We start from the raw sequence: 18,715 nt of genomic DNA on the forward strand, positions 1-18,715 counted from the left end.
ACGAGCAGGTCGGTAACGCCAAGGCGATCATCGCCGCGACCAAGAAGACCGGCATGGACGAGCGTGCCGCCGTGGTCGCGATCGCCACCGCGTTCCAGGAGTCGAAGCTGGAGAACCTGGGCCACCTGGGTGAGCGTAACGATCACGACTCGCAGGGCCTGTTCCAGCAGCGTCCGTCCAGCGGGTGGGGCACGGTCGAGCAGATCACCGACCCGGAGTACTCGACCACCGCGTTCCTGAAGGGTCTGAAGCAGGTCGACGGGTGGCAGGACATGCCGCTGACCGTGGCCGCGCAGACGGTGCAGGTGTCGGCGTACCCGGACCACTACGCCCAGTGGGAGCAGCAGGCCGCTGACCTGGTCGCCCAGCACTGGAACAGCTGACCCCGGACCATCATCGAACTGGCTGGCACCCCACCCGGGGTGCCAGCCGTTTCGGCGTCTGTCCCACCCGGGCGACATCGCGTGGCGCCTGCCGCTGCGGTGTTAAGAAGGGGCCCTTCCTCTACACCAGGCGTTAACAAGGGGCCCTTCCTTCGGTTGGGTTTTGGTGAAGTGGGAACAAGGAGGGGTGTGGGTCGGTTGTACCGAGCGTCGGTGTGATTCAGTGTCCCCGGGCCTCACCTATAACGCCTTCGCGGAATACCGTTCGGCTGGAGCCGCGTCGCGCCACTCGCCGAGAGGCGACCTGCACACCGACACCCACGTGCCGCCCCCGGCCCGGTTTCGGGCCGGGGGCGGTATCGGTTGACGATCTGCCGCCCCGGCTCGCCGACTCGCCCCGGCTGTCCTATGGTCAAGACGGACAGCGCTGGGCGGGAGGTGTCGCACGTGGGTCTGCGGAAGGTTCTGCTGGGATGGCCGGTCTACCGGCAGCTCACCGGCACCGACCCGCTGGGTCGGGGTGCCGCGGCCCGGTCCGCCCGCTCCGCGGCGCTCACCGCCCGCACTGAGGATGCCGATCGGGTGGCCCGTTCCGTCTGCCCGTACTGCGCGGTCGGCTGCGGCCAGCGGGTGTTCGTCGCCGACGGCCAGGTCACCCAGATCGAGGGCGACCCCGACAGCCCGATCTCCCGGGGCCGGCTCTGCCCGAAGGGCTCGGCGAGCAAGAGCCTGGTCACCAGCCCGCTGCGGCAGACGAAGGTGCGTTACCGCCGGCCGTACGCCACCGACTGGGAGGACCTGGACCTGGAGACGGCGCTCGACATGATCGCCGACCGGGTGCTCGCCGCCCGCGCGCAGACCTGGGAGGACGTCGACGCGCAGGGCCGTCCACTGAACCGTACGCTGGGCATCTCCAGCCTCGGTGGGGCCACGCTGGACAACGAGGAGAACTACCTCATCAAGAAGTTGTTCACCGCGGCCGGCGCGCTCCAGATCGAGAACCAGGCGCGGATTTGACACTCCGCCACCGTCCCCGGTCTGGGGGCCAGCTTCGGTCGCGGCGGCGCGACGATCTTCCAGCAGGACGTGGCCAACGCTGACGTCATCGTCATCCAGGGCTCCAACATGGCCGAGGCCCACCCGGTGGGCTTCCAGTGGGTGATGGAGGCGAAGCGGCGCGGGGCGAAGGTGTTCCACGTCGACCCGCGGTTCACCCGCACCAGCGCGCTGGCCGACGAGTACCTGCCGATCCGGGCCGGCACCGACATCGCGCTGCTCGGCGGGGTGGTCAACTACATCCTCAGCAACGAGCTGGACTTCCGGGAGTACGTGTTGGCGTACACCAACGCGGCGACGCTCGTCAGCGAGGACTTCGTCGACGCCGAGGACGCCGAGGGCATCTTCTCCGGCTTCGACCCGCAGACCGGCAGCTACGTGCAGACCAGTTGGCAGTACGCCGGCCAGGAGGCCAGTTCGGGCAGCGGTCACACGGCCGCCGAGCGGGAGACCGCCGCCGGGCTGCTGCACGAGTCGCACGGCGCCCCGGTGGCCGGCGCCGTCGAGCGCGACGAGACGCTGCAACACCCGCGTTGCGTCTACCAGATCCTCAAGCGGCACTTCGCCCGCTACACCCCGGAGATGGTGGAGCGGGTCTGCGGGGTGCCCCGGGAGAGGTTCCTGGAGCTGGCCCGGGCCTGGACGGAGAACTCGGGCCGCGACCGCACCGGCTGCCTGATCTACTCGGTGGGCTGGACCCAGCACAGTGTCGGCGTGCAGTACATCCGCACCGGGGCGATCATCCAGTTGCTGCTGGGCAACGTGGGTCGCCCGGGTGGTGGGGTGCTGGCGCTGCGTGGGCACGCCAGTATTCAGGGTTCGACCGACATCCCGACGCTGTTCAACCTGCTGCCGGGCTATCTGCCGATGCCGCAGCACGACGCGCATCCCACGTTCGACGCGTGGGTGGAGAGCATCCGGCACCCGGGCCAGAAGGGTTTCTGGGGCAACGCGCGGTCCTTCGCGGTCAGCCTGCTCAAGGCGTACTGGGGCGAGGCGGCGACGCCGGACAACGACTTCTGCTACGGCTACCTGCCTCGGCTCACCGGCGACCACGGCACCTATCAGCAGGTGCTCGACATGATCGACGGAAAGATCAAGGGTTACTTTCTGCTCGGCCAGAACCCGGCGGTCGGTTCGGCGCACGGGCGGGCGCAGCGGCTGGGGATGGCCAACCTGGACTGGTTGGTGGTCCGCGACCTTTTCATGATCGAGAGCGCGACGTTCTGGCAGCGCGGCCCCGAGGTCGCCACCGGCGAGATCGTGCCGCAGGAGTGCCGCACCGAGGTGTTCTTCCTGCCCGCCGCCTCCCATGTGGAGAAGGAGGGCACGTTCACCCAGACGCAGCGGTTGTTGCAGTGGCGCGAGAAGGCGGTCGACCCGCCCGGCGACGCCCGCTCCGAGCTGTGGTTCTTCTACCACCTCGGGCGCAAGCTGCGGGAGAAGCTGGCCGGCTCGCCGCTGCCGCGCGACCGGGCGCTGCTCGACCTGACCTGGGACTATCCCACGCACGGTCCGCACGCCGAGCCCGACGCCGAGGCGGTGCTGCGCGAAATCAACGGGTACGACACCACCACCGGCCGCCCCCTCGCCGGGTTCGCCGAGGCCCGCGACGACGGCAGCACCGCCGTGGGCTGCTGGATCTACAGCGGGGTGTACGCCGACGGGGTGAACCAGGCGGCCCGCCGTCGTCCCGGGCAGGAGCAGGACTGGGTGGCCGCGGAGTGGGGTTGGGCGTGGCCGGCGAACCGGCGCACCCTCTACAACCGGGCCTCGGCCGATCCGCAGGGCCGGCCGTGGAGCGAACGCAAACGCTACGTGTGGTGGGACGCCGAGGCCGGGCGGTGGACCGGCCACGACGTGCCGGACTTCGAGGTGTCGAAACCGCCGTCGTACCGGCCGCCGCCGGATGCCGTGGGCCCGGCCGCGATCGCCGGCGACGACCCGTTCGTCATGCAGGCCGACGGCAAGGGTTGGCTGTACGCGCCCAGCGGGGTGCTGGACGGGCCGCTGCCCACCCACTACGAGCCGGTCGAGTCGCCGGTGCGTAACCCGCTCTACGGCCAGCAGGCCAATCCGACCCGCAAGATGTACGCGCACCCGGTCAACGCCACCAACCCGAGCCCGCCGCAGGAGCACAGTCAGGTCTTCCCGTACGTGTTCACGGTCAGCCGACTCACCGAGCATCACACGGCGGGTGGGATGAGCCGTACCGTGGCGCCGTTGGCGGAGCTGCAACCGGAGATGTTCGTCGAGGTCTCCCCGGAGTTGGCCGTGCTGGTCGGGCTGAACCATCTCGGCTGGGCGCATCTGATCAGCTCCCGCGCGGTGATCGAGGCGAAGGTGCTGGTCACCGACCGGGTCGCTCCGCTGCGGGTGGAGGGCCGGGTGATCCACCAGGTGTGGCTGCCGTACCACTTCGGGTTCGAGGGGCTGGTCACCGGCGACTCGGCCAACGACCTGTTCGGCATCACCCTGGATCCGAACGTGCTGATCCAGGAGAGCAAGATCGGCACCTGTGACGTGCGGCCGGGCCGCCGGCCCACCGGGCCGGCGCTGCGCGAGCTGGTGTCGGACTACCGGGTCCGCGCCGGCGTCGTGCCGGGGGGCAACCCGCCGGCGGTCACCCCGGGCGTGTCGATCGAGACGACCGGGTCCACCGGCGAGGGAGAGGGGAATCGCTGATGGTCGACCCGGAGAGCCGGTCGGGTTCGCCGGTGGCGTTCGACCCGGCCGCGGCGGCCGGCTGGGTCGACGCGCCGCCGCGGATGGGCTTCTTCACCGACACCAGCGTCTGCATCGGCTGCAAGGCGTGCGAGGTGGCCTGCAAGGAGTGGAACGGGGTGCCCGCCTCCGGGCTGGATCTGCTCGGCATGTCGTACGACAACACCGGCGCGCTGACCGCGAACTCGTGGCGGCACGTGGCCTTCGTCGAGCAGCCCCGCCCGTCGGGGGACGACTCGGCCGCGCCCGCCGGGGCGGGGTCGACCGAGTTCCTCGGCATGCCGGGCGCCGCGCCGCCGGGCCGTACCGGTAGTGCGCACGGGCGCAGCGACTTCCGCTGGCTGATGATGTCCGACGTGTGCAAGCACTGCACCCGGGCCGGCTGCCTGGATGTCTGCCCGACCGGCGCCCTGTTCCGCACCGAGTTCGGCACGGTGGTGGTGCAGGAGGACATCTGCAACGGCTGCGGCTACTGCGTGTCGGCCTGCCCGTACGGGGTCATCGACCGGCGGGCCGACGACGGTCGGGCCTGGAAGTGCACGCTGTGCTACGACCGGATCGGGGCCGGGATGACGCCGGCGTGCGCGCAGGCGTGCCCGACCGAGTCGATCCAGTACGGCCCGCTGGACGAGCTGCGCGATCGGGCCGCGGCCCGGGTGGCGACGCTGCACGAGCGGGGTGTGCCCGAGGCGCGGCTCTACGGCCACGACCCGAGCGACGGCGTCGGCGGCGACGGCGCGTTCTTCCTCCTGCTCGACGAGCCGGAGGTGTACGGCCTGCCACCGGATCCGCAGGTGCCGACCGGGGACCTGCCGCAGATGTGGCGGCGTGCCGGGTTGGCGGCGCTGGCCATGGCGGCCGGAGCGGTCGCCGCGTTCCTGGGCGGGCGGCGGTGACCCCGCGCCGACCGCCGGTGGGCGAGCGGTTCCGCCGCTTCCGCGACCGGCTTCGCGCCGCGTCGGGCAACATCAGGGCTCCGAGCGACGACGCGCGCACCGCGCCCGGCACCGCCAGGCCTCCCAGCGACGACGCGCGCACCGCGTCGGGCCGGCGCGGCGTCCCGCCGCCGGAGGCCGGTCGGCGCCGTGGGCGGGGCGGGGAGGAGCTCACGGTTCCGCCGGCGGAGTTCAGCTCGTACTACGGCCGGCCGATCCTCAAGCCGCCGGTCTGGACCTGGGAGATCGCCGCCTACCTGTTCACCGGCGGCCTGGCCGCCGGCTCGTCGCTGCTGGCCGCCGGCGCGCAGCTCACCGGCCGGCCCGCGCTGCGCCGCGCCGGCCGCCTCACCGCGCTGGCCGGGGTCACCGCCAGCGGGGTGTTGCTGGTCAAGGACCTGGGCCGCCCGGAGCGGTTCCACCACATGCTGCGGGTGGCGAAGTTGACCTCGCCGATGTCGGTGGGCACCTGGATCCTGGCCGCGTACGGGCCGGCGGCCGGGCTCGCCGCGGTGGCCGAGGCGGCGCCGCTGCTGCCCGAGCGGGGTCCGCTGGGGGTGGCCCGTCGGATGCTGCCCCCGGTGGGGCGGGCCGCCGGGCTGGCCGCTGCGGGGATCGCGCCGGCCCTGGGCACCTACACGGCGGTGCTGCTGTCGGACACGGCGGTGCCGTCCTGGCACGCGGCGTACCCGGACCTGCCGTTGGTTTTCGCGGGCAGCGCCCTGGCCAGCGGCGCCGGGATGGGCCTGATCGCGGTGCCGCCGGCGCAGGCCGGTCCGGCGCGGCGGCTGGCGGTGGCCGGCGCCGGCCTGGAGTTGTTCGGCGCTCACCGGGTGCAGACCCGCCTCGGTCTGGTCGCCGAGCCGTACCGTGTCGGGCACGCCGGCCGGCTGCTGGCTGCCGGGCGGGCGTTGACCGTGGTGGGGGCGGTCGGCGCGCTGCTCGGTGCCCGCAGCCGGGTCGTCTCGGCGGCCTCCGGCGCCGCCCTGCTGGCCGCGTCGGTGGCCACCCGGTTCGGGGTGTTCCACGCCGGGGTCGCCTCGGCCCGGGATCCCCGGTACACGGTGCTTCCGCAGCGGGAGCGACTCCAGCGGCGGGCCGACGAGCAGGACCGGTAGCGGGGACTCCGTCGCGCGTCCGTCCACCGGCTGTGATCAAATGCTCGGTGGAGGCGTTCAGGTGGCTGGTGCCCCTCCCGGTCTTCAACACCGGTGTGGTCCGGGACCCGGGCCAGGCGGGTTCGATTCCCGTCCGTCTCCGCCAATGCTGCGAGGAGATGACCCGATGGGCGACGGCCGCGCCGACCCGCGACGCCGGGTGCCGCGTACCGACGTGCTGCTGGCCGATCCGCGGCTGGCCACGGCCGCCGCGACGCTGGGCCGGGAGCGGGTCAAGGCCGCCGTGCGGCAGGCCCAGGACCGGGCCCGTCGCGGTGAGATCAACCCGGATGAGGTACGCGACGCGGTGCTGGCCGCGTTGCCGCCGGCCGTCCCGCGCGCGGTGCTCAACGCGACCGGGGTGCTGCTGCACACCAACCTCGGCCGGGCCGCGCTCTCCGAGGCGGCGGTGGCCGCGGTGGTCGCCGCCGCCGGCCACACCGATGTCGAGCTGGACCTGGGCACCGGGCGGCGGGCCCGCCGCGGCCGCGACGCGCTGGCCGCCCTCGCCGCCGCCGTGCCGGGGGCCGAGGCGGTGCACGTGGTGAACAACGGCGCGGCGGCGCTGGTCCTCGCGGCCACCGCGCTCGCCGCCGACGCGGAGATCGTGGTCAGCCGGGGCGAGTTGGTGGAGATCGGTGACGGCTTCCGCCTGCCGGACCTGTTGGCCAGCACCGGCGCCCGGTTGCGGGAGGTCGGCACCACCAACCGCAGCACCCTGGCCGACTACGCCGCCGCGATCGGTGGCCGCACGGGTTTCGTGCTCAAGGTGCATCCGTCCAATTTCCGGGTCACCGGCTTCACCTCCTCGGTGCCGGTGCGGCGGCTGGCCGGGCTCGGCGTGCCGGTGGTCGTCGACATCGGCTCCGGGCTGCTCGCCCCCGATCCGGCGCTGCCCGACGAGCCGGACGCGGCGAGTGCCCTGGCGGCCGGGGCGGGCCTGGTCACCGCGAGCGGCGACAAGCTGCTCGGTGGCCCCCAGGCCGGGCTGCTGCTCGGCGACGCCGGGCTGGTCGAGCGGCTGCGCCGGCATCCGCTGGCCCGGGCGCTGCGGGTGGACAAGCTGACCCTGGCCGCCCTCGCGGCGACCCTCGGTGATCCGGCCACGCCCACCCGGTCCGCGCTGCACGCCGACCCGGCCGCGTTGCGGGCCCGCACCGAACGGCTGCGCGACGCCCTGGCGGGCGAGGGCCGCAAGGGCGAGGTGGTGCCGTCCGTGGCGGTGGTCGGCGGCGGTGGCGCTCCCGGGGTGGAGTTGGACTCGTGGGCGTTGAGCCTGCCCGAGCGGTACGCGTCGGCGCTGCGCGTCGGTGACCCGCCGGTGCTCGGGCGGGTGGCGCGCGGCCGGCTGCTGCTGGATCTGCGGTGCGTGCCGGAGCACGCCGACGAGCGCCTGCGCGCCGCCGTGCTGGCCGTGCCGGAGGACGACTGAACATGCTGGTGGTGGCCACCGCCGGGCACGTCGACCACGGCAAGTCCACGTTGGTGCGGGCGCTGACCGGGATGGAACCCGACCGGTGGGCCGAGGAACGCCGTCGGGGCATGACCATCGACCTCGGGTTCGCCTGGACGCTGCTGCCCTCCGGCGTCACCGCCGCGTTCGTCGACGTGCCGGGGCATGAACGTTTCGTGCCGAACATGCTCGCCGGCGTCGGTCCGGTGCCCGCCGCGGTGGTGGTGGTCGCCGCCGACGAGGGCTGGATGCCGCAGTCCGCGGAGCACGTGGCCGCGCTGGACGCGCTCGGGGTGGCGTACGGCCTGCTGGTGGTGACCCGCGCGGACCTGGCCGACCCGCGGCCCGCACTGGCGCGGGCCCGCACGGAGTTGGCGGCGACCTCGCTGGGCGCGGTGGAGGCGGTGGCGGTCAGCGCCGTCACCGGCGCCGGCCTGCCGCAACTGCGGGCCGCGCTGGACCGGTTGGCCGCGCGACTGCCCGCCCCGGCGGTCGACGCCCCGGTGCGGCTCTGGATCGACCGCGGCTTCACTGTGCGCGGCAGCGGCACCGTGGTCACCGGCACCCTCGGCGCCGGCCGGCTGCGGGTCGACGCCGAACTGGAGCTGGCCGGCACCGGCGAACCGGTCCGGGTGCGGGGCCTGCACTCCCTCGGCGAACCGTGCGTCGCGGTCGGGCCGGTGGCCCGGGTGGCGGTCAACCTGCGGGGGGTGGCCCGCGACCGGATCGCCCGAGGAGACGCCCTGCTCACCCCGGGACGGTTCCGGTCGACCGACCTGGTCGACGTGCGGCTGACCGGCGATCCGGTGGCCGACCTGCCGGCGACGCTGGTGCTGCACATCGGTTCGGCCGCGGTGCCGGTGCGGGTCCGCCCGCTGGGTGTGGACACTCTGCGGCTGCGGCTGAACCGTCCGCTGCCGTTGCTCGTCGGTGACCGGGCGTTGCTGCGCGACCCGGGCCGGCGCCACGTGGCCGGTGGCGTCACCGTGCTGGACGTGCTCCCGCCGCCGCTGCGGCGGCGGGGTGCCGCGGCGGCCCGCGCGGCGGTGCTGGCGACGGTGGACGGCCGCCCGGACCTGGCCGGCGAGCTGCGCCGCCGGGGCCTGGTGCGCTGCGGTGACCTGAGCCGCGCCGGTGTGCCGGTGACCGTCGCGCCGGTGGCGGGGGACTGGCTGGCCGATCCGGAGCACTGGCGGCGGCTGGGCGGCCGGCTCGTCGACGTCGTCACGCAGTACGCGCGGGCGCATCCGCTGGAGCCGGGCGTGCCGGTGGAGGTGCTGCGCCAGCGCCTCGACCTGCCCGACCGGGCGTTGGTGGAGGCGTTGGTGGCCACGCCGCTGCGGCTGGCCGCCGCCCGGGCCGGCGCCGACGCCGCGCCGGCGCTGCCCGAGCCGGTGGCGCGGGCGCTGGCCCTGGTCGGCGACGACTGGGCGGCCCATCCGTTCCGCGCGCCCGACGCCGACCGGCTGGCCGCCGTCGGGCTGGGCACCCGGGAGATCGGCGCCGCGGTCCGTGCCGGCGCGGTGCTGCGCCTGCCCGGCAACGTCCTGCTGGCGCCGGGTACGCCGCAGCGGGCAATGCGGGTGCTGGCCGGGCTGCCGCAGCCGTTCACGCTCAGCGCCGCCCGGCGGGCCCTGGACACCACCCGCCGGGTGGCGGTGCCGCTGTTGGAGCTGCTGGACCGGCAGGGCAGCACCCGCCGGCTGCCCGACGACGCCCGGGTGGTGGTGGGCCCGGCGGACGACCTGCCCGGTTGGGGCCAACCGCCGGCCGGCGGGCCGTCCGGCGACCTACGGTGACGCCATGGACCCTTCCGCGGTCTGGCGGGACAAGCAGCGCCGGTGGCGGATCGAGGCGTACCGCGCGCCGGACCTGCGGTTCGCCATCTTCGCCACCAACGGCACCACCGAGTCGGCGCCGTTGTGGTTGTTCGGTATGTCGGCGCTGGCCCGTTGGCTGATGAGCCACAAGGTGTCCCTCGACGATCTCGAGGTCGACTGACCGTTCGCCCGGTCGGAGGACTTCGCGGCGCGCACCCGGCAGCGGGCCGCCGCGGGCCGTAGCGTGCGAGCTGTGAGGGACCGAGGCATCCGCAAATTCCTCGCGGCACTGGCCGGCCTCGCCGTGATCTACTTCGGCACCGCCGGCCGGTCGGCCGAGGAGGGCCGCGGGCTCTCCGGCGGGCTGGTGGTGCTGGCGCTGCTGGCCGCCCTGCTGGTGTGGCACCTGACCAGGCCCGGTGGCGACGCGGCGAAGTGACCGGGGCCGGGGCGGTGGTCGTGCCGGTCAGCGGGCGGCGACGCTGCGGCTGATCTGCCCGGCCGAATCCTGGCCGAGCGCCACCCGCACCAGCGCCGAGGCCAGCCGGCCGAAGTCCACCTCGTCGACCAGCCGGGCCAGCCGGTCCGGTGCGGGGGGTAGGCCGAGCCGCCGGGCGCCGGCGATCGCCCGCCGGTCGGCGTACGGGCGCAGCCGTGGCCAGACCGTCTGCACCTCGCGCAGGAAGATGTCGGCGCCGGTGGGCCCGATGCCGGGGAACTCGGTGAGCAGCCGGCGCAACGCGGCCGGATCGTCGCCCGCCTCCCGGTGCAGTCGCCGCAGGTCACCGTGCCAGCGGTCGAGGCAGAGCCGGGCCCCGGTGCCGAGCATCGTCGCGGTCCGCTCGTCGTAGCGGCGGTAGTGGCCCCGGCCGAGCGCGTCCACCCGGTCCTGCCAGCTCGCCGCCTCCATCGCCTGCGGCGTGCGCTGGCCGGCGGCGAACAGTTCCCGCGCGGCGGCCACCGCTACCTGGGCCCGGATCCGGGTGCTCAGCAGGGTGACGAGCACCAGCAGCTGGTACAGCGGCGCCGGGCGGTCGGCCAGGGAGATGCCCGCCTCCTCGGCGTACGTGGGGCGGGTCAGCAGGACCCGTGCCATCTTCTGTTGGTCGCCCATCGTCGGGGTGTACCCGCACCTGATCCGGCTAGCCCTGATCGGGTGCGGGTATGCCGGCCACGGCGAGGGGTAAGCCGGGGTGGAGAGGCGGGCGCCGCGCCGGGCGGCGCACCGGCGGCGAAGGGAGACGACCGTGACGAACCCGCAGCAGGAGGAGTTCCGGCGCAACAATCTCGGTGGCACCAGCCAGGACAACAAGGGGCCCGGCCCGTCGGGTCATCCCCGCAACCGTGGCTCGTCGTCGGGCGACGCGGGCCGCCCGGTGCCGCGCGGTCAGCTGTCGCCGTACGGTCCGGCGGGTGAGCCGGTGGCCGACGACGACAGCGATCGACGCGGCTAGCGCCGGTCCGGGCCCGACGGCCGCAGCCGGTTCCAGGTGGCTGCGGCCGTCAGCCCGTACGCCAGGTGCGGAACGAGGTCGGTGACCCAGTCCGCGCGGCGCCAGGTGCGGGGGTCGGTGACGCCGAGCAGCGTCAGCGACCCGTCGGCGAGCGTCATCGCCCCACCGCCGAGCAGCGCGGCGGCCCGCAGCAGCGGTTGCCGCCGCCCGCGCGCCACCGCCACGAAGCCGACCGCCGCCGCCAGGCCCGCGCCGTAGCCCATCAACGCGCCGAGCCCGGAACGGCGGGCCGCCGCCGCCTCGCTCGGGCCCAGGTTCAGGCGGAGCGCGTCGGCCGCCTTCCCGGCGCTCTCCTCCGGCGTCTGGCTGGCCGGACGGGCCCGCACCACCATGTCCAGGTAGGTGAGGATGTTGAGGGCGGTGCTGCCCACCGCTCCGACGACGAGCCCGTCGGCGAGGTCGGCCTTGTTCACTTCGGGTCACCCGGTTCGCGGTTGCCCTTGGGCCCGTAGGTGCGTTCGCCCCGCACGACGCCGCGTTGACCCCGCTCCTCCTGCAGCAGCCGGTTGGCGGCCTCGTCGGCCAGCTTGTCCGGTGCGTGCCGACCCGAGTTGTCGATCGCGTTGCGGATGCGGGCCCGCTGCTTGTCGTAGGACTTGCTGCCCGGTCGTGGTCCTGGCATCGCTGTCTCCTCTGGTGTGCGCTGGTGCCGTTACGCGGCTCGTCTACCCGCCTGGACCGGTGCCAACCCCGCTTCGCCGGCTACCCGGGCGTATGCGATGTCGGTACTCTGGCGCCCTCTCCGTATGATGCTTGCCCCAGAGCAAGTAAATTTCGGAGGATGGTCATGGCGGATGCGCCCACCGGGGTCTCCCGCGCCCTGCGCGAGGCCCCGCCCGACCGGGTGGTCGAGGCCGCCGACCGGGCCATCCGGTCCGTCCTGGGCGCGTCGGGCACCGTCGTGTTCGTCGCCGACTACCGGATCAGCGGGCTCTGGCCGGTGCTCGACTCTCGGCAGCCCGGCGCCGGCGACCAGGCTCTGGCCCACCGCTGTTTCAGCAGTCAGCAGCCCGTGCGGGAGTCCGACGAGGACGGTCGGTGCCGGCTCTTCCTGCCGGTGTCGGTGTGGGGCGAACGGCTGGGTGTGCTGATGGTCGAGCTGCCCGAGGCCCCCGGTGACGAGATGGTACGTCGGGCGACGGACATCGCCGGCGAGGTCGCCCTGGCGCTGCGCGCCGCCGACCGGGAAACCGACCGGTACCGGCGGGCCCGCCGCCGGGAGCGGTTGAGCATGGCCGCCGAGCTGCAGTGGGAGCTGCTGCCGGGGCGCAGCGTCAGCCACGGCGCCTTCCACCTGGCGGGGCAGCTCGAACCGGCGTACACGGTGGGCGGTGACCACTTCGACTGGTCGTTGGACGACAACCGGCTCACCGTCACCGTGCTCAACGGTGACGGCGTCGGGCTGGCCGCGGCGCTGCTGACGGCGGTGGCGGTGAACGCGATGCGCAACGCCCGCCGCTCCGGCGGGTCCCTCGTCGAACAGGCCGAGCTGGCCTCCGACACCGTCTACTACCAGCATCGCGGGCACCGGCACGTGGCCACCGTGCTGCTCGAACTGGACTGCGACACCGGGCGGGTGCGGGCGGTGGACGCGGGTTCGCCGCACGTGATGCGGGTGCGTGGCGGGACCGTCTCCCGGGTGGAGCTGGAGCAGCAACTGCCGCTGGGCATGTTCGCCGAGACCCGCTACGACCTGCAGGAGTTCGACCTGGATCCGGGGGATCGGCTGTTCGTGGTCTCCGACGGGGTGTGGGGCGCCGACCCCACCGGCCGGGAGAGCTACGGCGAACGGGCGATGGCCCGGTCGATGCGGGCCACCCGGTTGCAGCCGCCGACCGAGGCGGTCGGCACGGTGATGCGCGAGTTGCAGGCCTTCCACGCGGACGTCGACCTGCGCGACGAGGCGGTCGTGGTCTGCCTGGACTGGCGTGGACCCGCCGGTTGGGCGGACCAGTGACGAACGACGAACCCATCATCCTAGGATGCGCTGGTGGTGGTGACGCCACCCACCCCGGTCACGGCACACCACGAGGCACGCCACCGCTGGGGCAGCCGAAGCCCCGCCAGGGCCCGATATAGTGGCAGCGCATCCGGCCGGCCGGTGATCATCGACCGGGAGCGGCAGGGCCAGGGGAGGTCCCGGATCGGGATCGCAGGGGGCGCCGGCATCAGTCGGCCCGACAGCGCGTACGACGCAGCACGGCGCAACCAACGCCGCGGTGCGCGAGCGTGCCGCGGAGGAGGTTCGGTGTCGCGTCGGCCCGCTCGGGCGGAGCAACCACAGGCCCCCGGCACCGCGGCAGAGCCCTCCGCCGACCGGGTGCTGACCCTGCCGAATGTGATCAGCTTCCTGCGCCTGCTGGGCGTGCCACTCTTTCTGTACCTGTTCCTCGTCGCCCGCGCCGACGTGGCCGCGATCGTGGTGCTGGCCGTCGGCGGCACCAGCGACTGGGTGGACGGCTGGATCGCCCGTCGGCTGCGGCAGGTCAGCCGCCTCGGCGAGCTGCTCGACCCGCTCGCCGACCGGCTCTACATCCTCGCGACCCTGATCGCCTTCACGGCCCGCGAGGTGGTGCCCTGGCAGTTCACCGCGGCCCTGCTGGCCCGGGAGGTGCTGCTGCTCGGTTCGCTGGCGGTGCTGCGTCGGCACGGCTACGGTCCGCCGCCGGTGCACTATGTCGGCAAGACGGCCACGTTCCTGCTGCTGGCGGCGTTTCCGCTGCTGCTGCTGGGCGCGGCGGTGCCGGCCACGACCGCGGTCGCCGACGCGATGGGCTGGGCCCTGGCCTGGTGGGGTCTGGTGCTCTACTGGGTGGCCGGGGCGCTCTACGTGATCCAGGCCCGCCAGCTGGTGCGGGCGGTACGCGGTCGAGGGGCGACGGTATGAGCGAGCGCGGCGTGGTGAATGACGAGCAGGGCGAGGGACGGCGCGGCGGCCGGGGGTTCAGCGCGGATTTCCTCACCGAGTTGTTCCGCAATCCGTTGGATCCGGGTTACGCCGACGCGGCGCTGCGGCGGGCACAGCGGGGGCAGCCGGGGCGGGCGGGCTGGTCGGTGAGTCCGGTCAGCCTCGTGATTGTCGTGCTGCTCGGCTTCCTGTTCGCGGTGGCGTATCGGCAGACCATGGCCGAGGAGCCGGGGCGGGCGCAGGCCCGGTCGGGGTTGGTGGCGCAGATCCAGCAGCGGCAGGGTGAGACCGACGAGTTGTCCATCCGGGCCGACGCGCTGCGCGAGGAGGTCAACCGGCAGCGGGAGGCGGCGCTGGGCGGTTCGGGCGCGGCGCGGTTGCGCAACCTGGAGGCCAGCACCGGCCTCGGTAAGGTGCGCGGTGACGGTGTGGTGGTGCGGTTGGCGGACGCTCCGCCCGGTCAGCAGCCGCTCAGTGGCGCCAAGGTCGGTCCGCCGCAGGTGCTTTACAGCGACCTGCAGGGGGTGGCCAACGACCTGTGGGGGGCCGGGGCGGAGGCGATCGCGATCAACGGGCAGCGGTTGACGGCGACCTCGACGATTCGTAACGCGGGTCAGGCGATCCTGGTGGACTTCCGGCCGGTGACCGGGCCGTACGAGGTGTCGGCGATCGGTCCGGGTGCGATGCGTAAGCGCTACGAGGGCAGCGGCAGTGCGTTGACGATGCGCAAGGTCGCGCAGGATACGGGGTTGTCGTTCGAGGTGCGTGACGCCGAGGACCTCACCCTGCCGGCGGCGCCGGAGCCGCAGCTACGCTACGCGCAGCCTGCGGTGAGCACGTCGCCGTCGGGTGCTGACGAGTTGTCCGGCTCGGGTTCGTCTCCCAGTCCCTCCGGAGGTGGTCGATGATCGCGGTGCTGGCGCTGCTGGCCGGTGTGCTGTTGGGTCTGTGGCTGGATCCCACGGTGCCTTCGGCGTTGCAGCCGTACCTGCCGATCGCGGTGGTGGCGGCGCTGGACGCGGTGTTCGGTGGGGTTCGGGCGAAGCTGGATCGGATTTTCGACGACAAGCAGTTCGTGGTGTCGTTCATCTCGAACGTGCTGGTGGCGGCGCTGATCGTGTATCTGGGTGACCAGCTGGGGGTGGGTGGGCAGTTGTCCACCGGGGTGGTGGTCGTGCTGGGTGTGCGTATCTTCGGCAACGTGGCGGCGATCCGCCGGCACCTGTTCCGGGCGTAGGTTTGTGGCGTGAGTGACGAGCACACCGAGACGGGTACGGGGTGGCCGCGGCCGGCGGGTCCGGCGCGGCCGGGTGGTCCGGCGGGTGAGCCGGATCCTCGGCCGGATGCCCCGGACCCGGACGAGTTGAGTCCGTTGTCGCCGACGGAGCGGCCGGCGGCAGGTGACGAGCCGTCGGCCGAGCCCGGCTCGGCCGACCCACCCTCCGCCGATCCGGTCGAGGGTGGGTCGGATGCCGCGTCCGCGGGTGGGTCTTCCGCGTCCGCCGGGGGGCCGTGGCGGCGGCTCAGTCCGGCCGCGGTGATGATCGGTGTGTTGCTGGTGCTGCTGGGTTTCACGCTGGCGGTGCAGTTGAAGACGACGTCGACGGATCCGTCGATGGCGACTGCGCGGCAGGAGGATCTGGTCCGCATTCTCTACGACCTGGATGCGCGGGAGATGCGGCTGCGGCAGGACATCGCGGCGTTGGAGGAGAGTCAGCGGCAGTTGCGTTCGGGTGAGCAGGGCCGTCAGGCGGCCCTGGAGGAGGCGACGCGGCGGGCGGACGAGTTGGGGATCCTGGCGGGTACGTTGCCGGCGCGGGGGTCGGGTCTGGCGGTGCGGTTCGAGGCGGGGTCGAAGTCGATCTCGGCGGTTCGGGTGTTGGACGCGGTGCAGGAGTTGCGGGGGGCCGGCGCGGAGGCGATGCAGATCTCCGGTGGTGATCGGGCGTCGGTGCGGATCGTGGCGTCGACGTACTTCCTGGACGGGCCGGGCGGGTCGTTGATCGTGGACGGGCGTCCGTTGACCGGGCCGTTCACGATCACGGTGATCGGGGATGCGGCGACGATGCGTACGGCGCTGAACATTCCTGGCGGGGTGGTCGCGGAAGTGGCGCGCGACGGCGGTAACGTGATCGTTGAGGATCGTGAGGTTGCCGAGGTTTCGGCGCTGCACACGCCGAGCAGGCTGGAACACGCCCGCCCGGTCGGTTAGGTCGGTGGGGGCCGGCACCGGTTGGTCCGGTGTCGCGACGGATGAGGACTTCTGGTGACTCCTGAGGATCTGCGTTACACCGCCGAGCACGAGTGGGTGGTCGCTGCCGAGGGCGGTGCGGTGCGGGTCGGTATCACCCATTTCGCGCAGGACGCTCTTGGCGACATCGTGTATGTGCAGTTGCCGGAGGCGGGCGTGGAGGTCGCGGCCGGTGAGTCGTTGGGTGAGATCGAGTCGACCAAGAGCGTGTCGGAGATCTACGCCCCGGTGGGCGGTAGGGTGTCGGCGCGTAACGAGGTGTTGACGGACACCCCGGAGGTGGTCAACTCGGATCCGTACGGGTCGGGTTGGCTGGTGGAGATTGTTCCGGCGGATCCGGCGTCGCTTGACGGGTTGCTGGATGCTGCGGCGTACCGCGAGTTGACCGAGAGCTGAACGTTTTTCTGTGCCGGCGGTGGTGTTGTGCCGCGCGTCCGGTTGCCCTGTTTTTCGGCGCTGGCTAGGCTCGCCCAGTCGACCGAGAACCCATTTGTTGCGCGTCGCGGACAGCCTTTCGAGGCGTGGCAGAGCCAGCCGCCGGGTGGATTAGCGCCCGGCGGCCAGATCCGCCGTCTTTCGACGCCGACCGAAACAGATCCGTGAGGTGGTCCCATGACTCGCCCAGGCGACGAGTTCCCCCCGCTCGACGTCACGTCGACGCTCAATCTCGGTTCGCTCGACGAAGCGTTGGAGGGGCCGGACACCGATGTGGTGCCGAGCCGGATGTCCGGTTCGCTGCCGCCGGGGATGGCGCTGCTGGTGGTGCGTCGCGGTCCGAACGCGGGTGCCCGGTTCCTGCTGGATCACGATGTGACGACCAGTGGGCGGCACCCGGACAGTGACATTTTCCTCGATGACGTGACGGTGTCGCGCCGGCACGCCGAGTTCCATCGGGACGGCGGGACGTTCACGGTGCGGGACGTGGGCAGCCTGAACGGTACGTATGTGAACCGGGAGCGGGTCGAGGCGGCGACGTTGAGCAACGGTGACGAGGTGCAGATCGGCAAGTTCCGGGTGGTGTTCATCGCCGGTCCGCGCCCGGAGGGGGAGGCCGGCCGGGGGTGAACGAGCCTGCGGCCTCCACGCCGTCCGGGGCGGGTCGTGCCCACGCGTTGATGAGCATCGGTGAGGTGCTGTCTCAGCTGCGGACGGATTTTCCCGACGTGACGATTTCGAAGTTGCGGTTTCTTGAGGCTGAGGGCCTGGTGGAGCCGCAGCGGACGGCGGCGGGTTATCGGAAGTACGGCTGGGACGATGTGGCGCGGCTGCGGTTCGTGCTGACTGCGCAGCGGGATCAGTATCTGCCGTTGCGGGTGATTCGCGAGCAGTTGGCGCAGTGGGATGCCTCGGGTGAGGTGCCGGAGCGGTCTCGGCCGGCGTTGGTGGCGGTGGGGCCCGATGGTGAGGTGCCGGGGCGTGCCGCGCCGGTGCAGTCTGCTCAGGTGCGCCTGGACCGCACGGAGCTGCTGGCGCGTAGTGGGTTGGATTCCTCGACGTTGGGGGAGTTGGAGCGGCTCGGGCTGGTGGTGTCGGATCCGCCGGGCTGGTACGACGGTGACGCGTTGATCATCGCGGGGGCGGTGGCGGGTTTGGCGGCGTACGGGTTCCAGCCGCGGCATCTGCGGGGTTATCGAACGTCGGCGGACCGGGAGATCGGTTTGTTCGCGCAGTTGGTGGCGCCGTTGGCGCGGCAGAGTGATCCGGCGGCGCGGGCGCGGGCGGCGGAGGCGGCGCGGGAGTTGGTGGCCTTGTCGCAGCAGTTGCACGCGGCGTTGGTGCGGGTGGGGTTGCGCTCGACGCTGGGTCGGTGAGGTGTCGCGTTGGGCCCGGTGGGTGTGGTGGCGCGTGCCGTAGGCTTGGCGGGGTATCCCCGGTCTTGGCGCGGGCGTCGGGTGCGGGAAGCGCATGGTACGGCCGTGTCGCGGTCCGTGTACCGTGCAGGGAAGGGCGCGGTGCGGCGCAGGTGACAACGACACGGAGGCGGCGGTGCGCGAGCTGAGCGTGGTCGGGGTTCGGGTGGAGCTGCCCAGTAACCAGCCGATCGTCCTGCTCAGGGAGGTCGAGGGTGACCGCTATCTGCCGATCTGGATCGGCGCGGTCGAGGCGACGGCGATCGCTTACGAGCAGCAGGGTGTCAAGCCGGCCCGGCCGTTGACCCACGATCTTCTGCGGGATGTGTTGGCGGCGTTGAAGGCGCCGTTGCAGGCGGTGGAGATCACTGAGCTGAAAGAGAATGTCTTCTTCGCTGATTTGTTGATCGGTGACGGGCTGCGGGTGTCGGCTCGGCCCAGTGATTCGATCGCGTTGGCGTTGCGGGTCGGTGCGCCGATTCGTTGTGCCGAGCAGGTCCTCAGTGAGGCGGGGATTGTGATTCCCGATGAGCAGGAGGACGAGGTGGAGAAGTTCCGGGAGTTCCTGGAGCAGGTGAGTCCGGAGGATTTCGCCGGTTGACCCTGGTGGTCCGGGGTGTTGGGCGGGCTTTTCGCGCCGGGGTGTGACTCTCGGTGATGGTGA

20 protein-coding genes, 1 tRNA gene and 1 pseudogene are annotated in these 18,715 nt (G+C 72.9%); 19 read left to right on the plus strand and 3 right to left on the minus strand.

The window, feature by feature from the left end; all coding sequences use genetic code 11:
• The 9 genes and pseudogenes from IEY61_RS02160 to IEY61_RS02205 form a co-directional block, all read left to right on the plus strand.
• Window positions 1–383, plus strand: a pseudogene (locus IEY61_RS02160) (hypothetical protein); the annotation flags it as partial.
• Window positions 384–791: 408 nt separating this feature from the next.
• Window positions 792–4,124 (plus strand): formate dehydrogenase, encoded by a 3,333-nt coding sequence (gene fdh, locus IEY61_RS02170; RefSeq protein WP_505820134.1) that lies wholly within the window; start codon window positions 792–794, stop codon window positions 4,122–4,124.
• Window positions 4,124–5,059 carry a 4Fe-4S dicluster domain-containing protein gene (locus IEY61_RS02175; RefSeq protein ID WP_189040530.1) on the plus strand — a complete coding sequence of 312 codons (936 nt, stop codon included), beginning with the start codon at window positions 4,124–4,126 and terminating at the stop codon, window positions 5,057–5,059. The genes fdh and IEY61_RS02175 overlap by 1 nt, the downstream gene beginning before the upstream one ends.
• Window positions 5,056–6,216, plus strand: a complete 1,161-nt coding sequence (gene nrfD / locus IEY61_RS02180; protein ID WP_189040531.1) for an NrfD/PsrC family molybdoenzyme membrane anchor subunit — start codon at window positions 5,056–5,058, stop codon at window positions 6,214–6,216. Before IEY61_RS02175 ends, nrfD begins: the two co-directional genes overlap by 4 nt.
• Before the next feature lie 49 nt (window positions 6,217–6,265).
• A tRNA-Sec gene (locus tag IEY61_RS02185) sits at window positions 6,266–6,361 on the plus strand.
• Between the two features lie 21 nt (window positions 6,362–6,382).
• Window positions 6,383–7,687 carry an L-seryl-tRNA(Sec) selenium transferase gene (selA, locus tag IEY61_RS02190; RefSeq protein WP_189040532.1) on the plus strand — a complete coding sequence of 435 codons (1,305 nt, stop codon included), beginning with the start codon at window positions 6,383–6,385 and terminating at the stop codon, window positions 7,685–7,687.
• Between the two features lie 2 nt (window positions 7,688–7,689).
• Complete coding sequence (locus tag IEY61_RS02195) at window positions 7,690–9,507, plus strand: selenocysteine-specific translation elongation factor (RefSeq protein ID WP_189040533.1); 1,818 nt, start codon at window positions 7,690–7,692, stop codon at window positions 9,505–9,507.
• Window positions 9,508–9,511: 4 nt separating this feature from the next.
• Complete coding sequence (locus tag IEY61_RS02200) at window positions 9,512–9,709, plus strand: hypothetical protein (RefSeq protein ID WP_189040534.1); 198 nt, start codon at window positions 9,512–9,514, stop codon at window positions 9,707–9,709.
• 72 nt (window positions 9,710–9,781) lie between these two features.
• Window positions 9,782–9,967: a hypothetical protein gene (locus tag IEY61_RS02205; protein WP_189040823.1), complete on the plus strand. Its 186-nt coding sequence runs from the start codon at window positions 9,782–9,784 to the stop codon at window positions 9,965–9,967.
• 27 nt (window positions 9,968–9,994) lie between these two features.
• Here IEY61_RS02205 and IEY61_RS02210 read toward each other — a convergent pair whose 3' ends face one another.
• A complete protein-coding gene (locus IEY61_RS02210; RefSeq protein ID WP_189040535.1) occupies window positions 9,995–10,642 on the minus strand; it encodes a hypothetical protein in 648 nt (215 codons plus the stop codon).
• 133 nt (window positions 10,643–10,775) lie between these two features.
• Here IEY61_RS02210 and IEY61_RS02215 point away from each other — a divergent pair, with 133 nt between their 5' ends.
• Window positions 10,776–10,982 carry a hypothetical protein gene (locus IEY61_RS02215; protein ID WP_189040536.1) on the plus strand — a complete coding sequence of 69 codons (207 nt, stop codon included), beginning with the start codon at window positions 10,776–10,778 and terminating at the stop codon, window positions 10,980–10,982.
• Here IEY61_RS02215 and IEY61_RS02220 read toward each other — a convergent pair.
• Window positions 10,979–11,455 carry a hypothetical protein gene (locus IEY61_RS02220; protein ID WP_189040537.1) on the minus strand — a complete coding sequence of 159 codons (477 nt, stop codon included), beginning with the start codon at window positions 11,453–11,455 and terminating at the stop codon, window positions 10,979–10,981. The genes IEY61_RS02215 and IEY61_RS02220 overlap by 4 nt on opposite strands.
• Complete coding sequence (locus IEY61_RS02225; protein ID WP_189040538.1) at window positions 11,452–11,664, minus strand: phosphatidylethanolamine-binding protein; 213 nt, start codon at window positions 11,662–11,664, stop codon at window positions 11,452–11,454. Before IEY61_RS02225 ends, IEY61_RS02220 begins: the two co-directional genes overlap by 4 nt.
• 165 nt (window positions 11,665–11,829) lie before the next feature.
• Here IEY61_RS02225 and IEY61_RS02230 point away from each other — a divergent pair, with 165 nt between their 5' ends.
• From IEY61_RS02230 to IEY61_RS02270, 9 genes are all read left to right on the plus strand, one after another.
• The gene (locus IEY61_RS02230) at window positions 11,830–12,999 is read left to right on the plus strand and encodes a PP2C family protein-serine/threonine phosphatase (RefSeq protein ID WP_189040539.1); all 1,170 of its coding nucleotides are present in this window, start codon (window positions 11,830–11,832) and stop codon (window positions 12,997–12,999) included.
• A gap of 291 nt (window positions 13,000–13,290) precedes the next feature.
• The gene (clsA, locus tag IEY61_RS02235; RefSeq protein WP_189040540.1) at window positions 13,291–13,929 is read left to right on the plus strand and encodes a cardiolipin synthase ClsA; all 639 of its coding nucleotides are present in this window, start codon (window positions 13,291–13,293) and stop codon (window positions 13,927–13,929) included.
• Window positions 13,926–14,858: a DUF881 domain-containing protein gene (locus IEY61_RS02240; protein ID WP_189040541.1), complete on the plus strand. Its 933-nt coding sequence runs from the start codon at window positions 13,926–13,928 to the stop codon at window positions 14,856–14,858. The genes clsA and IEY61_RS02240 overlap by 4 nt, the downstream gene beginning before the upstream one ends.
• Window positions 14,855–15,187 carry a small basic family protein gene (locus IEY61_RS02245; RefSeq protein ID WP_189040542.1) on the plus strand — a complete coding sequence of 111 codons (333 nt, stop codon included), beginning with the start codon at window positions 14,855–14,857 and terminating at the stop codon, window positions 15,185–15,187. The genes IEY61_RS02240 and IEY61_RS02245 overlap by 4 nt, the downstream gene beginning before the upstream one ends.
• A 9-nt stretch (window positions 15,188–15,196) precedes the next feature.
• A complete protein-coding gene (locus IEY61_RS02250) occupies window positions 15,197–16,162 on the plus strand; it encodes a DUF881 domain-containing protein (protein ID WP_189040543.1) in 966 nt (321 codons plus the stop codon).
• Between the two features lie 54 nt (window positions 16,163–16,216).
• A complete protein-coding gene (gene gcvH, locus IEY61_RS02255; RefSeq protein ID WP_189040544.1) occupies window positions 16,217–16,597 on the plus strand; it encodes a glycine cleavage system protein GcvH in 381 nt (126 codons plus the stop codon).
• A gap of 216 nt (window positions 16,598–16,813) precedes the next feature.
• Window positions 16,814–17,266 (plus strand): oxoglutarate dehydrogenase inhibitor Odhl, encoded by a 453-nt coding sequence (odhI, locus tag IEY61_RS02260; protein WP_189040545.1) that lies wholly within the window; start codon window positions 16,814–16,816, stop codon window positions 17,264–17,266.
• 50 nt (window positions 17,267–17,316) lie between these two features.
• Complete coding sequence (ftsR, locus tag IEY61_RS02265) at window positions 17,317–18,012, plus strand: transcriptional regulator FtsR (protein WP_189040782.1); 696 nt, start codon at window positions 17,317–17,319, stop codon at window positions 18,010–18,012.
• Between the two features lie 175 nt (window positions 18,013–18,187).
• On the plus strand, window positions 18,188–18,652 hold the full coding sequence (locus IEY61_RS02270; protein WP_189040546.1) for a bifunctional nuclease family protein: 465 nt from the start codon (window positions 18,188–18,190) through the stop codon (window positions 18,650–18,652).
• Window positions 18,653–18,715: the final 63 nt, after the last annotated feature.

It is taken from the genome of Micromonospora sonchi, from assembly GCF_014646235.1.
In the GTDB taxonomy this organism is placed as follows: Bacteria; Actinomycetota; Actinomycetes; order Mycobacteriales; family Micromonosporaceae; genus Micromonospora; species Micromonospora sonchi.